Raw genomic sequence first — 18,897 nt, 5'->3', positions numbered from 1 at the left:
GACCGGCTAGAAGACGACCAGCGCCCGGCCGCCCTTGCCCGCGAGCATGTTCTCGAAGGCCGCCGGGATGCCGTCGAGAGCGATCCGCTCCGTCACCAGGCCGCCCAGGTCCAGGCGGCCCGCGCGGACGTGTCCGGCGAGCACCGGCAGGTCCGTCGCGGGGTCGGAGTTGCCGTAGACGCAGCCCGACAGGGTCCTGCCCCAGTGGAAGATCTCCAGGGCGTTGAAGGCGACCTGCTGGTCCTTGCCGCCGATGCCGACGACCGTCGTACGGCCGCCGCGGCGGGTGGAGTCCCAGGCGGCGCGGATGGTCGTGGCGCGGCCCACGCACTCGACGGCCACGTCCACGCCCTGCTTGCCCGTGAGGGCCCTGATCTCGCGGGCGGTGGCGTCGGAGGCGACGACGTAGTCGGTGGCTCCCGCCGAACGCGCCAGCTCCTCCTTCTCCGGGGAGACATCGACCGCGACGATCTTCGAGGCGCCCGCGATCCGGGCCGCCTGGAGGGTGGCCAGGCCCACTCCCCCGACGCCGAACACCGCGACCGTCTCGCCCTCGCGGACGCGTGCCGAGTGATGGACGGCGCCGTAGCCGGTGAGGACGGCGCAGCCGAGGAGGGCCGCGTCGGTGAGCGGGATGCCGTCGGGGAGCGGCAGGACGCAGGAGGCGGACACGACGGTCTCCTCGGCGAACGCGGCGACGTTCAGGCCGGGGTGCAGGTCGGTGCCGTCCGCGGTGCGGGCGTGGACGGCGGCGGCGCCGTTGAGGGCGTTGGCGCACAGCCAGACCTCGCCGAGCGCGCAGGCGTGGCAGCCGCCGCAGGCCGGGGCCCAGTTGAGGACGACGGGGTCACCGGGCGCCACCCCCGTGACGCCTTCGCCAATGGCGACCACCGTGCCCGCGCCCTCGTGGCCGAGGACCGCCGGGACCGGTACCCGCATGGTGCCGTTGGACAGCGACAGGTCGGAGTGGCAGACGCCGGCGGCGGCGAGCCGGACGCGGACCTGGCCGGGGCCGGGGTCCGGGAGCTCGATGTCGGTGATCTCCAGGGGGGCGCCCACGGCGCGAAGGACTGCTGCGCGAACCACGGAAACGCTCCTCAGAACTGGAGGGACTTGGTCTGGAGGTACTCGGCGAGACCGTGCGAGCCGAGCTCGCGGCCGACGCCGGACTGCTTGTAACCGCCGAACGGGGCCAGGGGGTTGAAACGGCCGCCGTTGATGTCGACCTGCCCGGTGTCCATCCGGCGCGCGAAGGCCACCGCCTCGGCCTCCTCGCCGGCCCAGACGGCGCCCGCGAGGCCGTACACCGTGCCGTTGGCGATGCGCAGGGCGTCGTCCTCGTCGTCGTAGCGGAGGACGGAGAGGACGGGGCCGAAGATCTCCTCCTGGGCGATCGTCATCTCGGGGGTGACGTCGGCGAAGACCGTCGGGGCGACGAAGTATCCCTGCTCACGCGGGGATTCGGGGCCACCGGCGACCAGCCGGGCGCCCTCCGCCAGCCCTTTCTGGATGTAACTCCGCACCCTGTCCCGCTGCTTGGCGTTGACGACCGGGCCGATGCGGTCGCCGTACTTGGCGGCGGCGGTGGCGGCGAGCCGCACCGCCTCGTCGTACCGGTCGCGGTGGACGAGCATGCGGGTCCACGCGCTGCACGTCTGGCCGGAGTTGGACATGACGTTGGCGACGCCGACGTTGACGGCCTTGGCGAGGTCGGCACTCGGCAGGATCACGTTGGCGGACTTGCCGCCGAGTTCCAGGGCGACCTTCTTGATGGCGGCCCCGGCCGTGACGGCGATCTGGCGGCCGACCGCGGTGGAGCCGGTGAAGGAGACCAGGTCGACCCCCGGGTGCTCGGCAAGGGCCTGGCCCGCGACCGGGCCGCGACCGGTGACCAGGTTGAAGACGCCGGCGGGGACGCCCGCCTCGTGGACCGCCTCGGCGAAGAGCTGGGCGACCAGCGGGGTGTCCTCGGCGGGCTTGAGCACCACCGTGCAGCCGGCCGCGAGGGCCGGGGCGACCTTGGCGACGATCTGGTGCAGGGGGTAGTTCCAGGGCGTGATGGCCCCGACCACGCCGATGGGCTCGTGGAGGACGGTGGAGTTGCCGACCTTCTCCTCGAAGGCGTGGGTCGCGGCGAGCTCGGCGTACGAGCCCGCGACGGCGATCGGGACGGCCGCGTGGACGTTCTCGGAGAACTTCAGGGGTGAGCCGAGCTCGGCGGTGACCGTCTCGGCGATCTCGTCCTTGCGGGCCACGAGGGCGTCCCGGAGGGCGGCCAGCCGCGCGGCCCGCTCGGCGGGCGGGGTGGCGGCCCAGGCCGGGAGGGCGGCACGGGCGGCCCGTACGGCGGTGTCGACGTCCTCGGCGGTACCGGCCGGGACCCGGCCGATGACCTGTTCGTCGACCGGGTTCACGACCTCGATCGTGTCCCGGCCGGCGGCGGGCCGCCATGTGCCGTCGATGTACATGCCGTCGTGTGCCTTCATCGTGCGTCCTCCCGGCGGGGGCGTGGCCGTGTCGTCGTCCGGCTCATAAACTAGCGACGTTAGTTTTCGAATGCCAGACGCTCATGCACTCATGCCATCAGAAGCCGGCCCCGACCCGGCCGTCACCCCTCCCCACCGACCCCCGACCGTCCGCCCGTGAACTGCTGGTCGGGGGTGGCGCGGGTCAGGTGAGGTGCGCGTTCATACAGACATGCATATTGGCAGGTCATACAGGTAAGCGCAGGGGCAGGTCAGGCAGGCAGATACGCGTGCGGCACCCGCGCCCCGCGCCCGGACACCGTGCCCGGCCGTCACTCCTCCAGGTCCGGCAGGCGTGCCGGGGCCGGGCTGATGCGTTCGCCGTGCTGGTCGAAGACGAACAGGTGGGCGAGGTCGACCAGGAGAGGGACGTGCATGCCGTGGCGGAGCTGGAGGTCGGGGGTGGTGCGGACGATCAGGTCGCCGGGGAGGCGGCCCTCCGGCGGCGCCACGGGGGTGTTGTCCGGCGGCTCGTCGAGGACCACCACCGGGCCCGCGCGCAGGGCGTCCGCGCGCTGCCGGAGCCGGTCCAGGACGCCCGGCCCCTCACGGCGGCGGCGCCGGGCGGGGCGGGCGGCGGGTCGCGGGGCCTCCAGGTCGGGCACGACGGCCGGGCGGGAGCCGGTGTTGAAGTGGACGAGGTTCTCGTGGCCCTGGAACTCGACGTGCTCCACGAGGCCGGTGAGCGGCATCTCGCCGGGGCGGGCGGCGGACGGCTTGGCGATGCGCACCGCCTCCGAACGCAGCCCCACGATGACCTCGCGGCCCTGCTGGACGCGGAGCAACTGGTGATCCAGGGACAGGGGTTCGGGCAGCCGCAGGTACTGCTTGCCGAGGCTGATGGTCATCGCGCCGTCGAGCGGGGCGCGGACCAGGCCCTGGAGGAGGTTGATCCGCGGGGTGCCGATGAAGGCGGCGACGAAGACGTTGCGGGGCAGCGCGTACACCTCGCGCGGGCTGCCGACCTGTTGCAGGACGCCGCCCCGCAGGACGGCGACCCGGTCGCCGAGCGACATGGCCTCGGCCTGGTCGTGGGTGACGTAGACCGTGGTGACGCCCAATTCGCGGGTGAGCGCGGATATTTCGGCGCGCAGGTGGTTGCGGAGCTTGGCGTCGAGGTTGGACAGCGGCTCGTCCATCAGGAACGCCGAGGGGTGACGGGCGATGGCCCGGCCCATGGCGACGCGCTGGCGTTCACCGCCGGAGAGCTGGGCGGGGAAGCGGTCGAGGAGCTCCTCGATGCCCAGCATGCGGGCGGTGGCGTCCACGCGCGGGCGCGGGTCGGCGCCGGGGGCCTCGATGCGCAGCGGGAAGCCGATGTTGTCGCGGCTCGTCATGCTCGGATAGAGGGCGAAGTTCTGGAAGACCATCGCGATGTCCCGCTCGGACGGCGGGAGGTCGTTGGCGTACTCGCCGTCGAGCAGCAGCTCGCCCTCGTCGATCTCCTCAAGACCCGCGATCATCCTGAGGACGGTGGACTTGCCGCAGCCGGAGGGGCCCAGCAGCACGAGGAACTCGCCCGGCGCGATGTCCAGCGTGAGCCGGTCCACCACCCGAGTGCCTCGCGTATAGCTCTTGTTCACGTCGTGCAGAGAGATGGCGCGTGTCATGGCAGGTGCCCCCGGGGGCTGACTGAGCGCTGTTGCTCCGTGGCCGAATGCCCCGGGCGAGTCGCACGGGGCCTATGAGTCACGGAAGTTAACGGAATGTGCGCGGCCGGGGGAAGAGAACGGGCAGGATCGGACGGTGTGGTCCAGCACGTGAGAAACCGGACGGTCATATTCAGCCTCGGAAAGCGCCGGGGTCAGCGTCGGGCGGCTGCCGCCGGGGCGTCCCGGGCCGCCACGAGGCGGGCGAAGACGACGAGGTTGCCCGAGTAGCCGGTCCTGCGGTCGTACGCGCCGCCGCAGGTGATGAGCCGCAGTTCGGGGCGGCCCCGGGAGCCGTACACCTCCCGGTCGGGGAAGTGCGCCTTGTCGTACTCCCGGACGGCGTCGACGCGGTAGACAGCGGTACGTCCGTCCGCACGCCGCACCTCGATCAGGCGCCCGCGTTTCAGCTCGGACAGGCCCGCGAAGACCGCGGGGCCGGTGTCGGTGTCCAGATGACCCACCACCACGGCGGTCCCCTGTCCGCCGGGGGCCGGGCCGTCCTTGTACCAGCCCACGAGGTTCGGATCATCGCCCGGCGGTGCCTCCAGACGCCGGTGCCGGTCGAGCCGCAGGTCCGTGACCGGGGCGTCGACGTCCAGATACGGGATCAGAAGCCGGGTGGCCCGCGAAGGCGGCAGGGGGCGGGGCGCCGACACCGCGGGGCGCCCCGGGCGCCGTACGCCGTCAGCGCCGGTACGGGGCTGCGGGGTGCGTGCCCCCTGCGCTTCGGGGGCGGTCGGCCGGGACCGGGCCGCGCCCGGGTCGGGAGCGGTTGGTTCCGGCCCCGTTCCGGCCACGCCGCCGCCGGTCGGGGCGGACGGGGGCGCGTGCAGGCCGGTGCCCCTGGCCGGCGCCTCCTGTGCTGCCGCACGTCCGTCGGCCCGGGCGCCCGGGCCGACGGCGGCGCCCTGCCCAGCGGCGCTTCCCGTCCCGGCCGCGGCACCCTGCCCGACGGCGCTTCCCGTCCCGGCCACGGCGCCCGGCCCGCCCCCGGCGCCCGATCCCACGGCGTCCCCCGGCCCGGCCGCGGCACCCGACCCCACGGCGTCCTCCGCCCCGGCCGCGGCACCCCGCCCCGCGGCGGTGACCGTATCGCCGGGCACCGCCGTGTCGTCGGGAACCTCGTCGTGCGTCCAGAGGACACCCGCCAGGATCAGGCAGCCGGCCACCGCGGCCGTCCGCACCAGCCGGTAGGCGCGGCTCCGGCGCCGGGGAGTTCGCCGGGGCCCGGTCCGTGCCGCTCGGATCACCCCGGGGCCGCGGGGCGTGGCGCGCCCGGTCCCGGAGGGGTGGCCCCGGTCGCGGCGGCTCCCTCCTGCGCCGTGCGGCTGCGCGCCCACGCCCCGCTCCCCCGCGCCCTCAGGTGCGGTGGCCCCGGGTCGGGCCGATCCGAAGGACACGGTCTAGGACGCGCCGTGCGGGCGACGGCGGAGCCGCAGCCACACCGCACCGCCGACGGCGGCCAGGCCCACCACGGCGGCACCGGCCACGGGCCCCATCGCCGCGTCCCGGGCGAGTCCGCCGCCGCCCGCCGGAGGACCTCCGTTGGGGCCGCCCGGACCGCCGCCCGGCATGCTCGGCGTCGGCTTCGGGCTCGCGCAGTCGACGGTGAACACCTTGAACTTGCCCGCACCGTTGCCGTCGGCGGTCTTCCAGGTGAGCTTGTACAGCCCGTTGGGCAGCCCCAGCGGCACGGTGTGCGCGGCGCCCTGGTCGTCGGTCGTGATGTCGCCCTCGAGGTGTCCGGCACCCGCGTTCGGCCCCTGGCCCTGCGGGTCGATGCTCCAGCTGACGTCCTCCTGCTGGTCGAAGCCGAAGGCCGCGAGGTAGAAGTCGCAGACCTTCGACTCGTCCCGTTGGTCGTCGAACGGCGTGCCGTTCTCGTGGATCTTGACGTCTCCGTTGTCGCCGGGCGCCGCTGCGGCAGGTGCGCCGATCAGAGCGGTGCCTGCGACGGTGAGCGCCGCGAGGGCTGCGGTACGGCCGCGGGCGCGGCGGGGGCGGGCGACGATGGGCATGCGCATTTCCTCCGAGTCAGGCGATTTTCATACAAATCGCATCGCGTCTGACTCTGTGTCACATACGCCACTTCTTGTGCGGGAACACGCCCCGACACTCCGTCAGGCGTCCTCCTTACGGCCCACCGCCGCTCCCGAACGGCGGATTCCGGACGCCGTCCCCGGCTCCCCGGCCGGCCGCTCCGGCGAGCGCAGCGCCACCCCCGCCGACAGCAGCAGCAGCGCGCCCAGCATCACGAAGGGCGCCGCCACCCCTGCGACCCCCGCGACCAGGCCCGCCGTGGCGGGCGCGGCCACCTGGCCGAGGCGGTTGCCGGTCAGGCGCAGGGCGAGGGCGGTGGAGCGGGCGCCGTCGGGGGCCGCCTGCACGACCGTCGTCATGGACAGCGGCTGCCCGACGCCGAGGCAGAAGCCGAGCACCGCGAGCATCAGCGCGAGCGCCCACACCGGCACCGGCAGGGCGATGCCGGCGCACAGCACGGCGGCCAGCAGGCAGGTGACGGTCAGCAGCATGGCGCGGCCCAGCAGCCGCAGCAGCGGGGTCAGCACCAGGCGACAGGCGATAGTGGCGGCCGCGCGGAGGCTGAGCAGGAGACCGATCACGGAGGGGGCGATTCCGCGGTGCTCGCCGACGACCGGGAGGTAGGCGGTGAGGATGTCGGTCGCGGAGAGGACGGCGAGGCTGATGAAGATGCCCGCCGGGACGCCCCGGGCACGCAGGATGCGCCCCACGGGGACCCGGTCGCCTTGTTCCGTACGGGACTTGACCGCCGTACGGTCCTCGATGCGCCACAGGGAGGTGACCGCGACCGCGGCGCCCGCCCCCGCGACGAGCAGGGCGAGGGCGCTGGTGCCCGCCATGTCCTGGCCGCCGATCAGCGCGCCCGCGGCGACCGGGCCGACCAACTGGCCGAGGGAGGCGCCGATGGTGAAGTGGCCGAAGTTGCGGTCCTGTTCGTGCGGGGCGGACTGGCGGGCGACCAGGGACTGGGCGCCGATCACGAAGCAGAGGTGGCCGAGGCCCATCACCCCGCTCCAGACCGCCATCGCCCACAGGGAGCCTGCGATGCCGCTCAGTGCGCAGCCGCCCGCTATCAGGACCACGCCGACGGGCAGCAGGGGTGCGCAGCGGCCGTGGTCGGTGCGCCGGCCCAGCGGGACCGCGGCGAACAGCGGGAGCAGGGCGTAGACCCCCGCGATGACACCGATGGCCCGCTCGTCCGCGCCCAGCGCGAGGGCCCGGTAGGAGACGGCGGGCCGGGCCATCGACACCGCCCCCTGCGCGAAGCTGAAGGCGATGACGAGGCGGAGCAGCCAGCCGCGGTTCCTGCCGGGCGCCATGATCGGAGTCTCCTTGCGAGGATCAGATGATGCCGAAGAGGATGCCTGCCCCGAGGATGATCAGGCAGGTGAGGGCGGCCCACTTGACCACGAATTTCGTGTGGTCGCCGAACTCCACCTTGGCCATGCCGACCAGGACGTAGACGGCCGGGACGAGCGGGCTGGACATGTGCAGCGGCTGGCCGACGAGGGAGGCGCGGGCCATCTCCAGCGGGGAGACGCCGTGCGCGGCACCGGCCTCGGCGAGGACGGGCAGGACGCCGAAGTAGAAGCCGTCGTTCGACATGAAGTAGGTGAGCGGCAGGCTCAGCACACCGGTGACGAGGGCCATGTGCGGGCCCATGCCCTCGGGGATGACGTCGACCATCCAGCGGGCCATGTGGTCGACCATGCCGGTGCCCTGGAGGACGCCGGTGAAGACGGCGGCGGCGAAGACCATGCCGGAGACGTTGAGGACGTTGTCGGCGTGGGCGGCCAGCCGGGCCTTCTGGTCGGGGATGTGCGGGAAGTTGACCGTGAGCACGAGCGCGGCGCCGAGCAGGAACAGCACCGGGATCGGCAGCCATTCCATGATCATGGCGGTCAGCAGGGTGGCGGTGACCAGCGCGTTGAACCAGTACAGCTTGGGGCGCAGGGTGGCGCGGTTCGGGTCGAGGACCGTGAAGCGCTCCTGCTCCTCGTCGTCCTCGGCGTCGGTGCCGGTGCCGGAGCCGGAGCCGGAGCCGGTGCCGGTGCCGGAGCCGGAGCCGGTGCCGGAGCCGCCGGTGGTCCTGCTCGCGCCCGTGCCGCCGGAACCGGCGCCCACGAGGACCGTCTCGGTCTCCTTCTCCTCGGCCAGGACCTCCTCCAGCGTCAGCACACCGAGCCGCTTCCGCTCGCGCAGGCCGAGGAAGTACGACAGGACGAAGACGCCCACCAGGCCGACGGCCAGGGCCGGGATCATCGGGACGAAGATGTCGCTGGCGTCGAGCTTGAGCGCGGTGGCCGCACGGGCGGTCGGGCCGCCCCACGGCAGGGTGTTCATCACGCCGTTGGCCATGGCGGCCACACCGGTCATCACGACCAGGCTCATCTTGAGGCGCTTGTACAGCGGGTACATCGCCGAGACCGTGATCATGAAGGTGGTCGAGCCGTCGCCGTCGAGGGAGACGATCGCGGCCAGGATCGCGGTGCCGACGACGATCCGCATCGGGTCGGCCTTCGCGAACTTCAGGATGCCCCGGACGATCGGGTCGAAGAGGCCGACGTCGATCATCACACCGAAGTAGACGATCGCGAACATGAGCATCGCCGCGGTGGGGGCGAGGCTGGTGACGCCGTCGATGACGTAGTCACCGAGCTTGGCGCCCTTTCCTACGAACACGCAGAACAATGCCGGGATCAGCACGAGCGCCGCGATCGGCGACATCTTCTTCATCATGATCAGGACCAGGAAGGTCGCGATCATGGCGAAGCCGAGGATGGTCAACATGAGTGGATACCTAACGTTCGCCCTTGAACATCCCACCAGGGCCGGCGGTGCGATGGACGTTAGGTGCCGTCGAGCGGTGTTAACAAGACGTTGACGTGCGAGCAATAAGCGCAAAACTGCAGGTCACGGCTTTGCGCTGCTCACGGGGCCGACGCGGTGGCCAGTTTTACGGGGACGCCGTTGAGTACCGCGTTGCCCGACAGGGGGTCGAGCAGGCTGCCGTCGAGGAGCTGGTTGACGTTGACGCCGGGGTCGGTGGCGGCATGGCCGAGGCGGGTTCCGGGGCGGTCGTGGCCCCAGCCGTGCGGGAGGCTGACCACGCCGGGCCGCACGGTGTCGGTGACCTCCACGGGCGCGACGACCTCTCCCCCGGCGCCCTTGACCCGTACCGCCTGCCCGTCGCCCACGCCCAGCCTGTCGGCGTCCTCGGGGTGGATGTGCAGGGTGCAGCGGTTGGTGCCGCCGGTGAGGGCCGGGACGTTGTGCATCCAGCTGTTGTTGGAGCGCAGGTGACGGCGGCCGACGAGGACCAGCCCTTCCGGACGCTCGGTCAGGGCCTGCCGCAGCCGGGGCAGGTCGTCGGCGATCGGCTGCGGCAGCAACTCCACCTTCCCGCTGCGCGTCTTCAGCGGCTGCGGCAGCCGGGAGGCGAGCGGTCCGAGGTCGAGGCCGTGCGGATGCGCCAGCAGCTTCTCCAGGCTCAGCCCGTCCGGTCGTACGCCGAACCCGTCGCCGTAGGGGCCGAGGCGCAGCATCATGTCGAGCCGCCGCTCGGGGCCGGAGACACCGGTCAGCAGACCGGCGAGTTCCCTGGCGTCACGGCCGTGCACCGGCGAGTGGGGTTCCTTGACGGCCTTGCCGAGGGTCTGTCCGATGACCAGGTCGTCCACGGCCGACGGGTCGGCGCCGTGCATGCCGGTGGCGGCGAGGACCAGTCGGGCCAGGATCTCGGTCTCGGCCATGCGGCCGGGCTCCAGCGGAACGGCGGGGCGGGTGTAGCGGACCTGGTTGCGGACGGCGAGGGTGTTGAAGGCGAAGTCGTGGTGCGGGCTCTGCGAGGGCGGCGGCGGGGGCAGCACGACGTGGGCGTGGCGTGAGGTCTCGTTGAGGTAGGGGTCGACGCTGACCATGAAGTCGAGCCCGTCGAGGGCCTTGTCGAGCCGGTCGCCGTCGGGCACCGACAGGACGGGGTTGGCGGCGACGGTGACGACCGCCCGGACCGGCTCGCCCTCCTCGGTCGCGGTGTCGATCTCCTCGGCGAGGGCGGAGATGGGCAGTTCGCCCTTGGCCTCGGGATGCCGGCTCACCCGGGAGTGCCAGCGGCCGAGCGCGAAGCCGTGGCTGGGCCCGGCGGGCCGGGGGGTGCGGTCGGTGGCGGCCTGCGGGAAGAGGGCGCCGCCCGGCCGGTCGAGGTTGCCGGTCAGGATGTTCAGCACGTCGACCAGCCAGCTGGCCAGCGTGCCGTGCGGGACGGTGCAGCTGCCGATGCGGGCGTAGACGGCGGCGGTGGGGGCGGCGGCCAGCTCGCGGGCGAGGGTGCGGATGGTGGCGGCGTCGACGTCACAGGCGCCGGCGACGGCCTCGGGCGTGAAGTCCCCTACGGCATCGCGGAGTTCGTCGAGCCCTTGCAGGTGCGGGGTCAGCTCCCCCGGGTCGACGAGGCCCTCCTCGAACAGGGTGTACGTCATCGCCGCCAGCAGCAGCGCGTCCGCGCCGGGGCGGATCGCGAGGTGGCGGTCGGCGAGCTTCGCGGTGCGGGTGCGGCGGGGGTCGATGACGGTGAGGGTGCCGCCGCGGGCCTTGAGCGCCTTGAGCTTGCCGGGGAAGTCGGGGGCGGTGCACAGACTGCCGTTGGACTCCAGGGGGTTGGCGCCGATGAGCAGCAGATGGTCGGTGTGGTCGAGGTCCGGGACCGGGATCGCGTTGGCGTCGCCGAAGAGAAGCCCGCTGGAGACGTGCTTGGGCATCTGGTCGACCGTCGAGGCGGTGAAGACGCTGCGGGTGCCGAGACCGGCGAGCAGGACCGGCGGGTAGAGGGCGCCGGCCATGGTGTGGACGTTGGGGTTGCCGAGCACGACGCCCACCGCGTGCGGGCCGTGGCGCTCGACGACCGGCCGGATGCCGGCGGCCACCGCGTCGAAGGCCTCCTCCCAGGTGGCCTCGCGCAGCTCGCCGTCCTTGCGGACCAGCGGGGTGCGCAGCCGGTCGGGGTCGCCGTCGACGGCACCGAAGGCGGCGCCCTTGGGGCAGATGAACCCCTGGCTGAACACGTCGTCGCGATCGCCGCGGGCACCGGTGACCCGGGTCCCCTCGATGGTGAGGGTCAGGCCGCAGGTGGCCTCGCACAGGGGGCAGATACGCAGGGCGGTGCGGGACACGGGTCCTCCCGGGGCAGCGGTGCCGGTCCCGGCCGAGCATACCGACCAGTAGGCATGGTGGGGAGTCCCTGCGCGCCGGGCCGTGCGGCGGCGGTCAGTCCAGCACCCGGGCGAGATAGGCGCGGAGCATCTCGCGGGCCTCCGCGATGATCCGCTCGTCGCCGCCCGGCGCCACCCGGAAGGCCAGGTGGACGAGGGTGTCGGCGGTCTCCACGGCGATCAGGAAGGTGCGGCGCAGATCGTCGTCGGGCTCGCGGTGGAGGTAGCCGGAGAGGAGCTCGGTGAGGCGGTCGGCGACGCGGTGGTTGGGTTCGGCGCGGGAGCCGACGGGGATCTGGTTGCCGAAGTCGACGAGGGAGAAGCCGGGCACCGAGCGCTTCATGACGAGGTACTCGTCGAGGACGGCGTCCAGGGCGGCCCGCCAGTGCCCGTCGGCGCCCCGGAGGCGCTCGGCGACCTGCTCGCTGAAGCGCTCCAGGTTGCGCTGGGCCAGGGCGTCGGCCATCTGCCGCTTGTTGCCGAAGAAGCGGTAGACGGAGCCGATGGGGACGCCGGCCCGCTGGGCGACGGCCCGCGTGCTCAGGTCGTCGTAACCGACCTCGTCGAGGAGGTCGGCGCAGGCGTCGAGAATCCTGGTCAGCCGTTCGGCACTGCGCCGCTGCACGGGCGCTCGGCGGAGCGATGTCGCGGATGTCGCGTGGGGCACGGGCTTCATGATGCCTTTCCGGCGCAGTCCGGTGAACCTCGCCCCCCAGTACGCACATACGTGCCGGGTGCACTCAGCACGGCCGGGCCGGAAGGGGACGCGGAGGCGTCAGCGGCGGCAGCGACGGCGGCGACGTCCGTCGAGGCCGAGGCGTGCGGCGAAGCGGCGAAGTGCGGCGAAGCCGCAGAGCCCTGCGCGGTCACCGAGCCCGGCGAGGCCGCAGAGCCCTGCGCGGTCACCGAGCCCGGCGAAGCCACGGCTCCCGGCGAGATCTCCGCGTCCGGCGACGCCTCGGCGCCCGACACCGTGATGTCCGCCGCGCTCTCCACCGGGTCGCCGTCGACCGCCCACACGGTGCCGTCGTCGGCGTAGAGGCGGACGGTGACCGTATGGGTACCGCGTGGGACGAGGTCGCCGGGGATGCGGTACTCGGGGGTGCGCAGCCGGGTGACGAGGCCGCCGTCGACGTACAGGTAGGCGAGTCCGCGGCCCTCCACCGGGGCCGCCCCGGCGCCGGGCGGGGAGAAGCGGAAGCGGGTGACGGTCAGGCGTACGTCCCAGCTGTCGTCGGTGTCGGGCTGCACCTCGATGCCGACGTCGGGGGCGTCCTTGCCGTCCACCTCGCGGTAGTGCCGGCCCTGCTCGTCGGTGTCCTTGAGCACCTTGCCCACCGGCGAGGGCGACACCGCTCTCTGTTTCTGCCCCGCATCGCCGGAGTCGCAGCTCGCGGTTCCGGTCAGCAGCAGGACACAGACCGCGAGCGCGGCCGGGAGGGCCCGCGTCCACGTCATGCCCGGGAGCGTAGAACAGCCGTCCGGCAGTCGGATCCCCCTGGAGGCTGGTTCTCCTCCTCCCTGATGAGGACCTCCGGACTACCCCTTGCGCGGGCGAAATCGCAATCCTACGGTGTCCCATAGGAATCAGACCGCAAGGGAGCGATCATGAGCGGGGACACGCGGAAGACCGCGGAAGGCCTGACCTACCTCTCCGGCTTCGGCAACGAGCACAGCTCGGAGGCGGTCCCGGGGGCACTGCCCGAGGGCCGCAACTCACCGCAACGCGCCCCTCTCGGCCTGTACGCGGAGCAGCTGAGCGGCACGGCGTTCACCGAGCCCCGCGCCCACAACCGCCGCTCCTGGCTGTACCGCATCCGCCCGTCGGCCGCGCACCCGGCGTTCACCCACGCCCACAACGGATGGCTCCGCACGGCACCCTTCACCGAGTCCGTGCCCGACCCGAACCGGCTGCGCTGGAACCCGCTCCCCGAACCCACGGAGGGCACCGACTTCCTGGCCGGCCTGTGGACCCTCGGCGGCAACGGCGACGCGGCCCAGCGCACCGGCATGGCCGTGCACCTGTACCACGCCACCGACTCCATGGACCGCGTCTTCAGCGATGCCGACGGCGAGCTGCTGATCGTCCCCGAGCGCGGCGGGCTCCTCCTGCACACCGAGTTCGGACTGCTGCACGCCGAGCCCGGCCATGTCGCGCTGATCCCGCGGGGCGTGCGGTTCCGGGTGGAACTCCTCGACGAGTCGGCCCGCGGGTACGTCTGCGAGAACTACGGCGCCCCCTTCCGCCTCCCCGACCTCGGCCCGATCGGCGCCAACGGCCTGGCCAACGCCCGGGACTTCAAGGCGCCGGTCGCGGCGTACGACGACACCGAGGGCCCGGTGGAGGTGGTGAACAAGTTCTGCGGCAACCTCTGGACGGCCCGCTACGACCACTCCCCGCTGGACGTGGTCGCCTGGCACGGCAACCTCGTGCCGTACGTCTACGATCTGCGCCGTTTCAATGTCATCGGGACGATCTCGTACGACCACCCGGACCCGTCGATCTTCACGGTGCTGACGTCGCCGAGCGACACCCCCGGTCTCGCCGGGGTGGACTTCGTGGTCTTCGCGCCGCGCTGGCTGGTGGGCGAGGACACCTTCCGGCCGCCGTACTTCCACCGGAACGTGATGAGCGAGTACATGGGCCTCATCGAGGGCGCCTACGACGCCAAGGCGGAGGGCTTCGTGCCCGGCGGCGGCTCGCTGCACAACATGATGTCGGCGCACGGACCGGACCGGGAGACCTTCGACAAGGCGAGCGCGGCCGAGCTGAAGCCGCAGAAGGTGGACGACGGGCTGGCGTTCATGTTCGAGACGCGGTGGCCGGTGACGCTGACCGCCCACGCCGCCCAGGCGGACCACCTGCAACGCCACTACGACGACGTGTGGCAGGGCCTGGAGCGCCACTTCCGCCCCTTGCACTGAAGATCCCCGACCGGTACGGATGGCCCTGTGACCTCCTTCGCCCCGGACTCGATCGTCCTGAACCGCAAGCTGCCGCTCTGGTACCAGGTGTCGCAGTCGCTGCGCGCCTCGATACTGGGCCGCTCGCCCCAGGACCCGCTGCGACTGCCCACCGAGGAGCAGTTGGCGGGCCACTACGGGGTGAGCGTGCTGACCATGCGGCAGGCGCTGAAGGAGCTGGAGGACGAGGGGCTGATCACGCGCCACCGCCGGCGCGGCACCTTCATCGAGCCGAACGCGCTGCGGACCGCTCCGGTGCGGCTGCTCGGCTCGGTGGACGCGATCGTGGCCCAGCAGTCCGGCATGACCACGGAACTGCTGGAGCACGGCAGGGGTCCGGTGCCGCCCGAACTCGCCGAGCACTACCCCGACCTGGACGAGCTGGGGACATACCACCGGCTGCGCTCGGACGAGAAGACCGGTGAGCCGACGAACCACGCGCGCAACTGGGTCCGTCCCGAACTCGCCGCCCGCATCGACCCCGAGGACCTGGTCCGCCGGCCGATGACCAAGGTGCTGCGGGATGTCGTCGGGGCGGACATCAGCCGCATCACGGACACCGTGGAGGCGCGGCTGGCCGACCCGGAGACGGCCCAGCTGCTCCGAGTGCCGCTGCTCAGCCCGATCCTGCACTACACGGGCGTCACCTATGACACGGAGGGGCGGGTGCTGGACGTGGCGGTCATCCACTACCGGGGCGACCGCTTCTCCTTCACGGTGACCTTGGAGGCGACCTGACCCCGGTGTCGCGGCGAAGTCGTACGATGCCCAGCGTGACGCACGACGACGCTCCGCTGCTCGCGGACCTCATGCCGTGGTCCGTCGCACCGCCGCGGCTCGGCCGGGGGTGGCCGGCGGGTCCCGACGCGGCCTCCCTGAAAGCCCGCTGGGACGCCTTGCTGAAGGCCGAAGGGCCGGACCGCGAGGCCCTGTTCGAGCCGACGCGCTCGCGCACCCTGCGCTCGGCGGTGGGCCAACTGCCGGGCCGTACCGGCGGCACGGAGAAACTCGTCCGGGCGACCGGCCCCTGCCCCGAGCCCGTCCGCGTCCTGTACGCCCCCTTCGACGAACAGTGGCTGATCCCGGACCACCGTCTGATCGACACCGCCCGCCCGGAGTTGTGGCGGGTGGCCGACGACGACCAGGTGTTCGTGGCGGAGACGGCGGGTGGCGGACCGGGCCCGCTGCTGGTGGCCACCTCGCTGTTCCCGCTGCTGCGGCCCGGCCGGGTCCGCCCGCTGTACCGCCGCCCGGGAGGCACCGAACCGAATCTGGCGCCGGGCCTGTTGACCGTTCTGGGCGAGCGTCTCGGGCAGACCCCGTCCCCGCCGGACGTCCTCGCCTGGATCATGGCCGCGGTCCGCCCCGACCTGACCGTCCCGCTCACCGGCGACCCCGAACTGTGGGCGCGGGGCGTGGAGTCGGGCCACCGGCTGCTGTGGCTGATGCGCCGTGACGGCGAACGCCCCCGGCTGCCGGGCGGCCGCCGCCCCTACGTCCGCGCTCCCCTGCCGTCCCGTCCGCTCACCCTGCACTACGACCGCGACGAGGAGACCCTCCACCTCGACGAGGGCCGCATCTCGCCGGTACCGCCGGAGGCCTGGGACTACGAGGTGGGTGGAGTACGGGTCCTGGAGGAGTGGTTCACGGCCCGGACGGCGGAGTCCGGGCCGGGCACGCTGGCGGCGATCCGCCCGGCCACCTGGACCCAGACCTGGACGTCGGAGCTGCTGGAGCTGATCACGATCCTGGCGCTGCTGGCGGAAGTGGAGCCGGTGCAGGAGGAGTTGACGTCCGGGATCAGGACGGCGGACCTGCGCAGGGCGGGGGTGCTGCCGGTACCGGACTGGGCACGGGGGCCGGCGTCGGTGCTCGACGGTCACGAAGAGGGCCCCGAGGGTCAACTCGCCCTGCTTTAGCGCCTCTCCGGATCAAACGCGTCCAGCACCCGCTCCAGCGCCCGCCGGAACACCCCCTCCAGATCGATCGGCCCGCTCTGCTCCATGAACGCCGCCGCCAGCCGCGGATACGCCCCCGTCGCCACCTGACTCCCGAGGTAGGCGATCCGGACCGCGTTCTCCTCCTCCTCGGTCCAGGGCAGCGACCGGGTGCGCTCGGCGGTGGCGATCTCGTTCGCGGTGTACGTCGTCACGACCCCGTTGAGCAGCGCGACGAGCTCCGTCTTGGCGGCGTACGGCAGATCGAGGGGCGCCAGGCAGTCCAGGCAGTGCTCCAGGTAGCGCAGGCTGTTGGGGCTGAAGCCGTAGAACCCTGACATCAGCCGCGGCACCCAGGTGTGCCGGTGCATGATCCCGCGCGTCTCCATCGCGTTGCGGACCATGTCGGCCCGCCAGTCCCCCGAGGGCTCCTGGATCTCGTGCTCCGCACCGATCGCGTCGATCATGAGCTCGTACAGGTCCTCCTTGCGGGGGACGTAGTTGTAGAGCGACATGGTGCCGCAGCCCAGCTCGGCCGCGACGCGCCGCATCGACACCCCGTCCAGGCCCTCGGCGTCGGCGATCCGCACCGCCGCCGCCGCGATGTCGGCGCGGGTGTACGCCGGCTTCGGCCCACGCCCGGTGCGCTCGGGGCGCGCCCAGATCACTTCGGGTACGGCCGCTCGGCCCGCCATCGATCATCACCTCGGCCACCATCTTAGTTACGTACAGCGTACGTAGTGCGCTATGGTCGACCCATGACTACTACGTACGCTGTACTTAGTGAGGGTCTGGAGAAGCGGTTCGGCGAGGTGCGCGCCCTGCGCGGGCTCGACCTCGCCGTCCCGCGGGGCACGGTCTGCGGGATTCTCGGACCGAACGGGGCGGGCAAGACGACGGCGGTACGGCTGCTGACCACGCTGCTGCGCCCGGACGCGGGGTCGGCCACGGTCGCGGGGCACGACCTGGTCCGCGAGGCCGCGGCCGTACGCCGCGCCATCGGCGTGACCGGGCAGTACGCGTCGGTCGACGGGGACCTCACCGGGCGGCAGAACCTTCGGCTGTTCGCCCGGCTGCACCGGATGCGGGCGCCGAACGAGCGGGCCGGCGAGCTGCTGGAGCGCTTCGGGCTGACCGAGGCCGCCGACCGGCCCGCGTCCACCTGGTCGGGCGGCATGCGGCGGCGCCTGGACCTCGCGGCGAGCCTGGTGCGCCGCCCGGAGATCCTCTTCCTGGACGAGCCGACGACCGGCCTGGACCCGGCGAGCCGCGGCGCCGTCCGGGACGCGGTGCGGGAGCTGAAGCAGGACGGCACGACGGTCCTGCTGACCACCCAGTACCTGGAGGAGGCGGACCAGCTCGCCGACGACATCGCCCTGGTGGACCGGGGCCTGGTCGCCCACACCGGATCGCCCGCCCAGCTCAAGGCGGTGATCGGCACCCACGTCGAGGTCGTCGTCGCGCACCCGGAGGCCCTCATGGCCGCGGCCGGGGTGCTCGACCGGCTCACCGGCGGACAGCCGACGTTCGACCACGAGCGGGTGGCCGTCGGCGCGGTCACCCGGGACACCACCCTCACCCTCCCCCGGCTGGTGCGCGAACTGGACGCGGCCGGGGTGCCGTTGCTCGACGCGCGTCTCGAACCACCCACGCTCGACGACGTGTTCCTGCGTCTGACGGCCGACAAGGAGCAGGAGGTCGCCGCATGAGCACCCTCGCCTACGACGGCACGGCCATGCTGGGCCGCCAGCTGCTGCGGGTCCGCAACAACCCGGCGCTGGTGATCCTGACCCAGACCATGCCGATCAGCATGCTGCTGTTCTTCGGGTACGTCTTCGGCAGCGCGCTGGCGATGCCGGGTGCGGAGTACCGCGCGTTCCTGGTGCCGGGGCTGCTGGTGGCGACCGCCGCCAACGGGATCATGACCGGCATGTTCCAGGCCGCGCAGGACGTCCACCGGGGCGTGACGGACCGGCTGCGCACCCTGCCGGTCAGCAGGGCGGCCGTGCCGCTCGGGCAGGCGGTCGCCGACCTCGTCGTCGCGGCCGTCGGCACGGTGCCGTTCCTGCTCGTCGGGCTCGCGGTGGGGTGGCGGATCGAGGGGTCGGCGCTCGCGGCGGTGGCGGCCGTGGGCCTGCTGCTGCTGTTCCGGTTCGCCTGCACCTGGGCCGGGATCTTCCTCGGGGTGCTGACACGGAGCGAGGAGGCGGCCGGCCAGCTGGGCAGCGCGACCTTCATGCTGCCGCTGCTGTCCAACGCCTACATCCCGACCGGCAATCTGCCGGGCTGGCTGCGCGCCATCGCCGAGTGGAATCCGATCAGCGCGCTCACCACGGCCCTGCGGGACCTGTTCGGCAACGCGCCGGTGCCGGAGGGGGCCGCCTGGCCGGTGACGCATCCGGTCGCGGGGTCGCTGGCCTGGTGCGCGGTACTGCTGGGGGTGTTCCTGCCGCTCGGGGTGCGCCGGTACGCACGCGGCCAGGACTGAACCACCCCGCCCGACGGGCGAGTTGGATGATCTTGAGCTGCCGGAGCCCCAGGGATGCCTGGGGCTCCTACGTCAACCGGTGGG

General features: G+C 72.8%; 16 protein-coding genes. 5 read left to right on the top strand and 11 right to left on the bottom strand.

The window, feature by feature from the left end:
• Nucleotides 1-6: 6 nt before the first annotated feature.
• The 10 genes from DI272_RS39180 to DI272_RS46335 form a co-directional block, all read right to left on the bottom strand.
• Nucleotides 7-1,086: a Zn-dependent alcohol dehydrogenase gene (locus tag DI272_RS39180; protein ID WP_109499919.1), complete on the bottom strand. Its 1,080-nt coding sequence runs from the start codon at nucleotides 1,084-1,086 to the stop codon at nucleotides 7-9.
• A gap of 11 nt (nucleotides 1,087-1,097) precedes the next feature.
• Nucleotides 1,098-2,486 carry an aldehyde dehydrogenase family protein gene (locus DI272_RS39175; RefSeq protein ID WP_109499918.1) on the bottom strand — a complete coding sequence of 463 codons (1,389 nt, stop codon included), beginning with the start codon at nucleotides 2,484-2,486 and terminating at the stop codon, nucleotides 1,098-1,100.
• A gap of 311 nt (nucleotides 2,487-2,797) precedes the next feature.
• Entirely contained in the window at nucleotides 2,798-4,135 is a 1,338-nt protein-coding gene (locus tag DI272_RS39170; protein WP_109499917.1) for an ABC transporter ATP-binding protein, read from the bottom strand.
• 194 nt (nucleotides 4,136-4,329) lie between these two features.
• Nucleotides 4,330-5,517 carry a class F sortase gene (locus tag DI272_RS46100; RefSeq protein ID WP_309221690.1) on the bottom strand — a complete coding sequence of 396 codons (1,188 nt, stop codon included), beginning with the start codon at nucleotides 5,515-5,517 and terminating at the stop codon, nucleotides 4,330-4,332.
• Nucleotides 5,518-5,580: 63 nt separating this feature from the next.
• Nucleotides 5,581-6,195: a hypothetical protein gene (locus DI272_RS39160; protein WP_109499916.1), complete on the bottom strand. Its 615-nt coding sequence runs from the start codon at nucleotides 6,193-6,195 to the stop codon at nucleotides 5,581-5,583.
• A 102-nt stretch (nucleotides 6,196-6,297) separates the two neighbouring features.
• Nucleotides 6,298-7,536 carry an MFS transporter gene (locus tag DI272_RS39155; RefSeq protein ID WP_109499915.1) on the bottom strand — a complete coding sequence of 413 codons (1,239 nt, stop codon included), beginning with the start codon at nucleotides 7,534-7,536 and terminating at the stop codon, nucleotides 6,298-6,300.
• Nucleotides 7,537-7,558: 22 nt separating this feature from the next.
• The gene (locus DI272_RS39150) at nucleotides 7,559-9,007 is read right to left on the bottom strand and encodes a CitMHS family transporter (RefSeq protein ID WP_109499914.1); all 1,449 of its coding nucleotides are present in this window, start codon (nucleotides 9,005-9,007) and stop codon (nucleotides 7,559-7,561) included.
• Nucleotides 9,008-9,147: 140 nt separating this feature from the next.
• A complete protein-coding gene (locus tag DI272_RS39145; RefSeq protein ID WP_109499913.1) occupies nucleotides 9,148-11,385 on the bottom strand; it encodes a molybdopterin oxidoreductase family protein in 2,238 nt (745 codons plus the stop codon).
• A 94-nt stretch (nucleotides 11,386-11,479) separates the two neighbouring features.
• On the bottom strand, nucleotides 11,480-12,100 hold the full coding sequence (locus tag DI272_RS39140) for a TetR/AcrR family transcriptional regulator (RefSeq protein WP_109499912.1): 621 nt from the start codon (nucleotides 12,098-12,100) through the stop codon (nucleotides 11,480-11,482).
• Complete coding sequence (locus DI272_RS46335) at nucleotides 12,097-12,882, bottom strand: hypothetical protein (RefSeq protein WP_375138092.1); 786 nt, start codon at nucleotides 12,880-12,882, stop codon at nucleotides 12,097-12,099. Before DI272_RS46335 ends, DI272_RS39140 begins: the two co-directional genes overlap by 4 nt.
• A 150-nt stretch (nucleotides 12,883-13,032) precedes the next feature.
• Here DI272_RS46335 and hmgA point away from each other — a divergent pair, with 150 nt between their 5' ends.
• Genes hmgA through DI272_RS39120 form a run of 3 tightly spaced genes read left to right on the top strand, consistent with a single transcriptional unit; the run spans nucleotide 13,033 to nucleotide 16,307 of the window.
• A complete protein-coding gene (gene hmgA / locus DI272_RS39130; protein ID WP_109499911.1) occupies nucleotides 13,033-14,349 on the top strand; it encodes a homogentisate 1,2-dioxygenase in 1,317 nt (438 codons plus the stop codon).
• A gap of 27 nt (nucleotides 14,350-14,376) precedes the next feature.
• Nucleotides 14,377-15,126, top strand: coding sequence for a GntR family transcriptional regulator (locus DI272_RS39125; RefSeq protein ID WP_109499910.1), 750 nt, complete (start codon nucleotides 14,377-14,379; stop codon nucleotides 15,124-15,126).
• A gap of 26 nt (nucleotides 15,127-15,152) precedes the next feature.
• A complete protein-coding gene (locus tag DI272_RS39120) occupies nucleotides 15,153-16,307 on the top strand; it encodes a type ISP restriction/modification enzyme (protein ID WP_109499909.1) in 1,155 nt (384 codons plus the stop codon).
• On the opposite strand, the gene DI272_RS39115 is transcribed toward DI272_RS39120, so the two are convergent.
• Entirely contained in the window at nucleotides 16,304-17,020 is a 717-nt protein-coding gene (locus DI272_RS39115) for a TetR/AcrR family transcriptional regulator (protein WP_109499908.1), read from the bottom strand. The two genes, DI272_RS39120 and DI272_RS39115, sit on opposite strands and share 4 nt — an antisense overlap.
• 63 nt (nucleotides 17,021-17,083) lie before the next feature.
• Between DI272_RS39115 and DI272_RS39110 the strand changes: the two genes are divergently transcribed.
• On the top strand, nucleotides 17,084-18,034 hold the full coding sequence (locus DI272_RS39110) for an ATP-binding cassette domain-containing protein (RefSeq protein WP_109499907.1): 951 nt from the start codon (nucleotides 17,084-17,086) through the stop codon (nucleotides 18,032-18,034).
• Complete coding sequence (locus tag DI272_RS39105; protein WP_109499906.1) at nucleotides 18,031-18,813, top strand: ABC transporter permease; 783 nt, start codon at nucleotides 18,031-18,033, stop codon at nucleotides 18,811-18,813. The genes DI272_RS39110 and DI272_RS39105 overlap by 4 nt, the downstream gene beginning before the upstream one ends.
• The last annotated feature ends 84 nt before the right edge of the window (nucleotides 18,814-18,897 follow it).

The organism is Streptomyces sp. Act143, assembly GCF_003143935.1.
GTDB lineage: Bacteria > Actinomycetota > Actinomycetes > Streptomycetales > Streptomycetaceae > Streptomyces.
The sequence above is the reverse complement of the archived record's forward strand: the minus strand, read 5'-3'. Positions and strand labels throughout refer to the sequence as shown.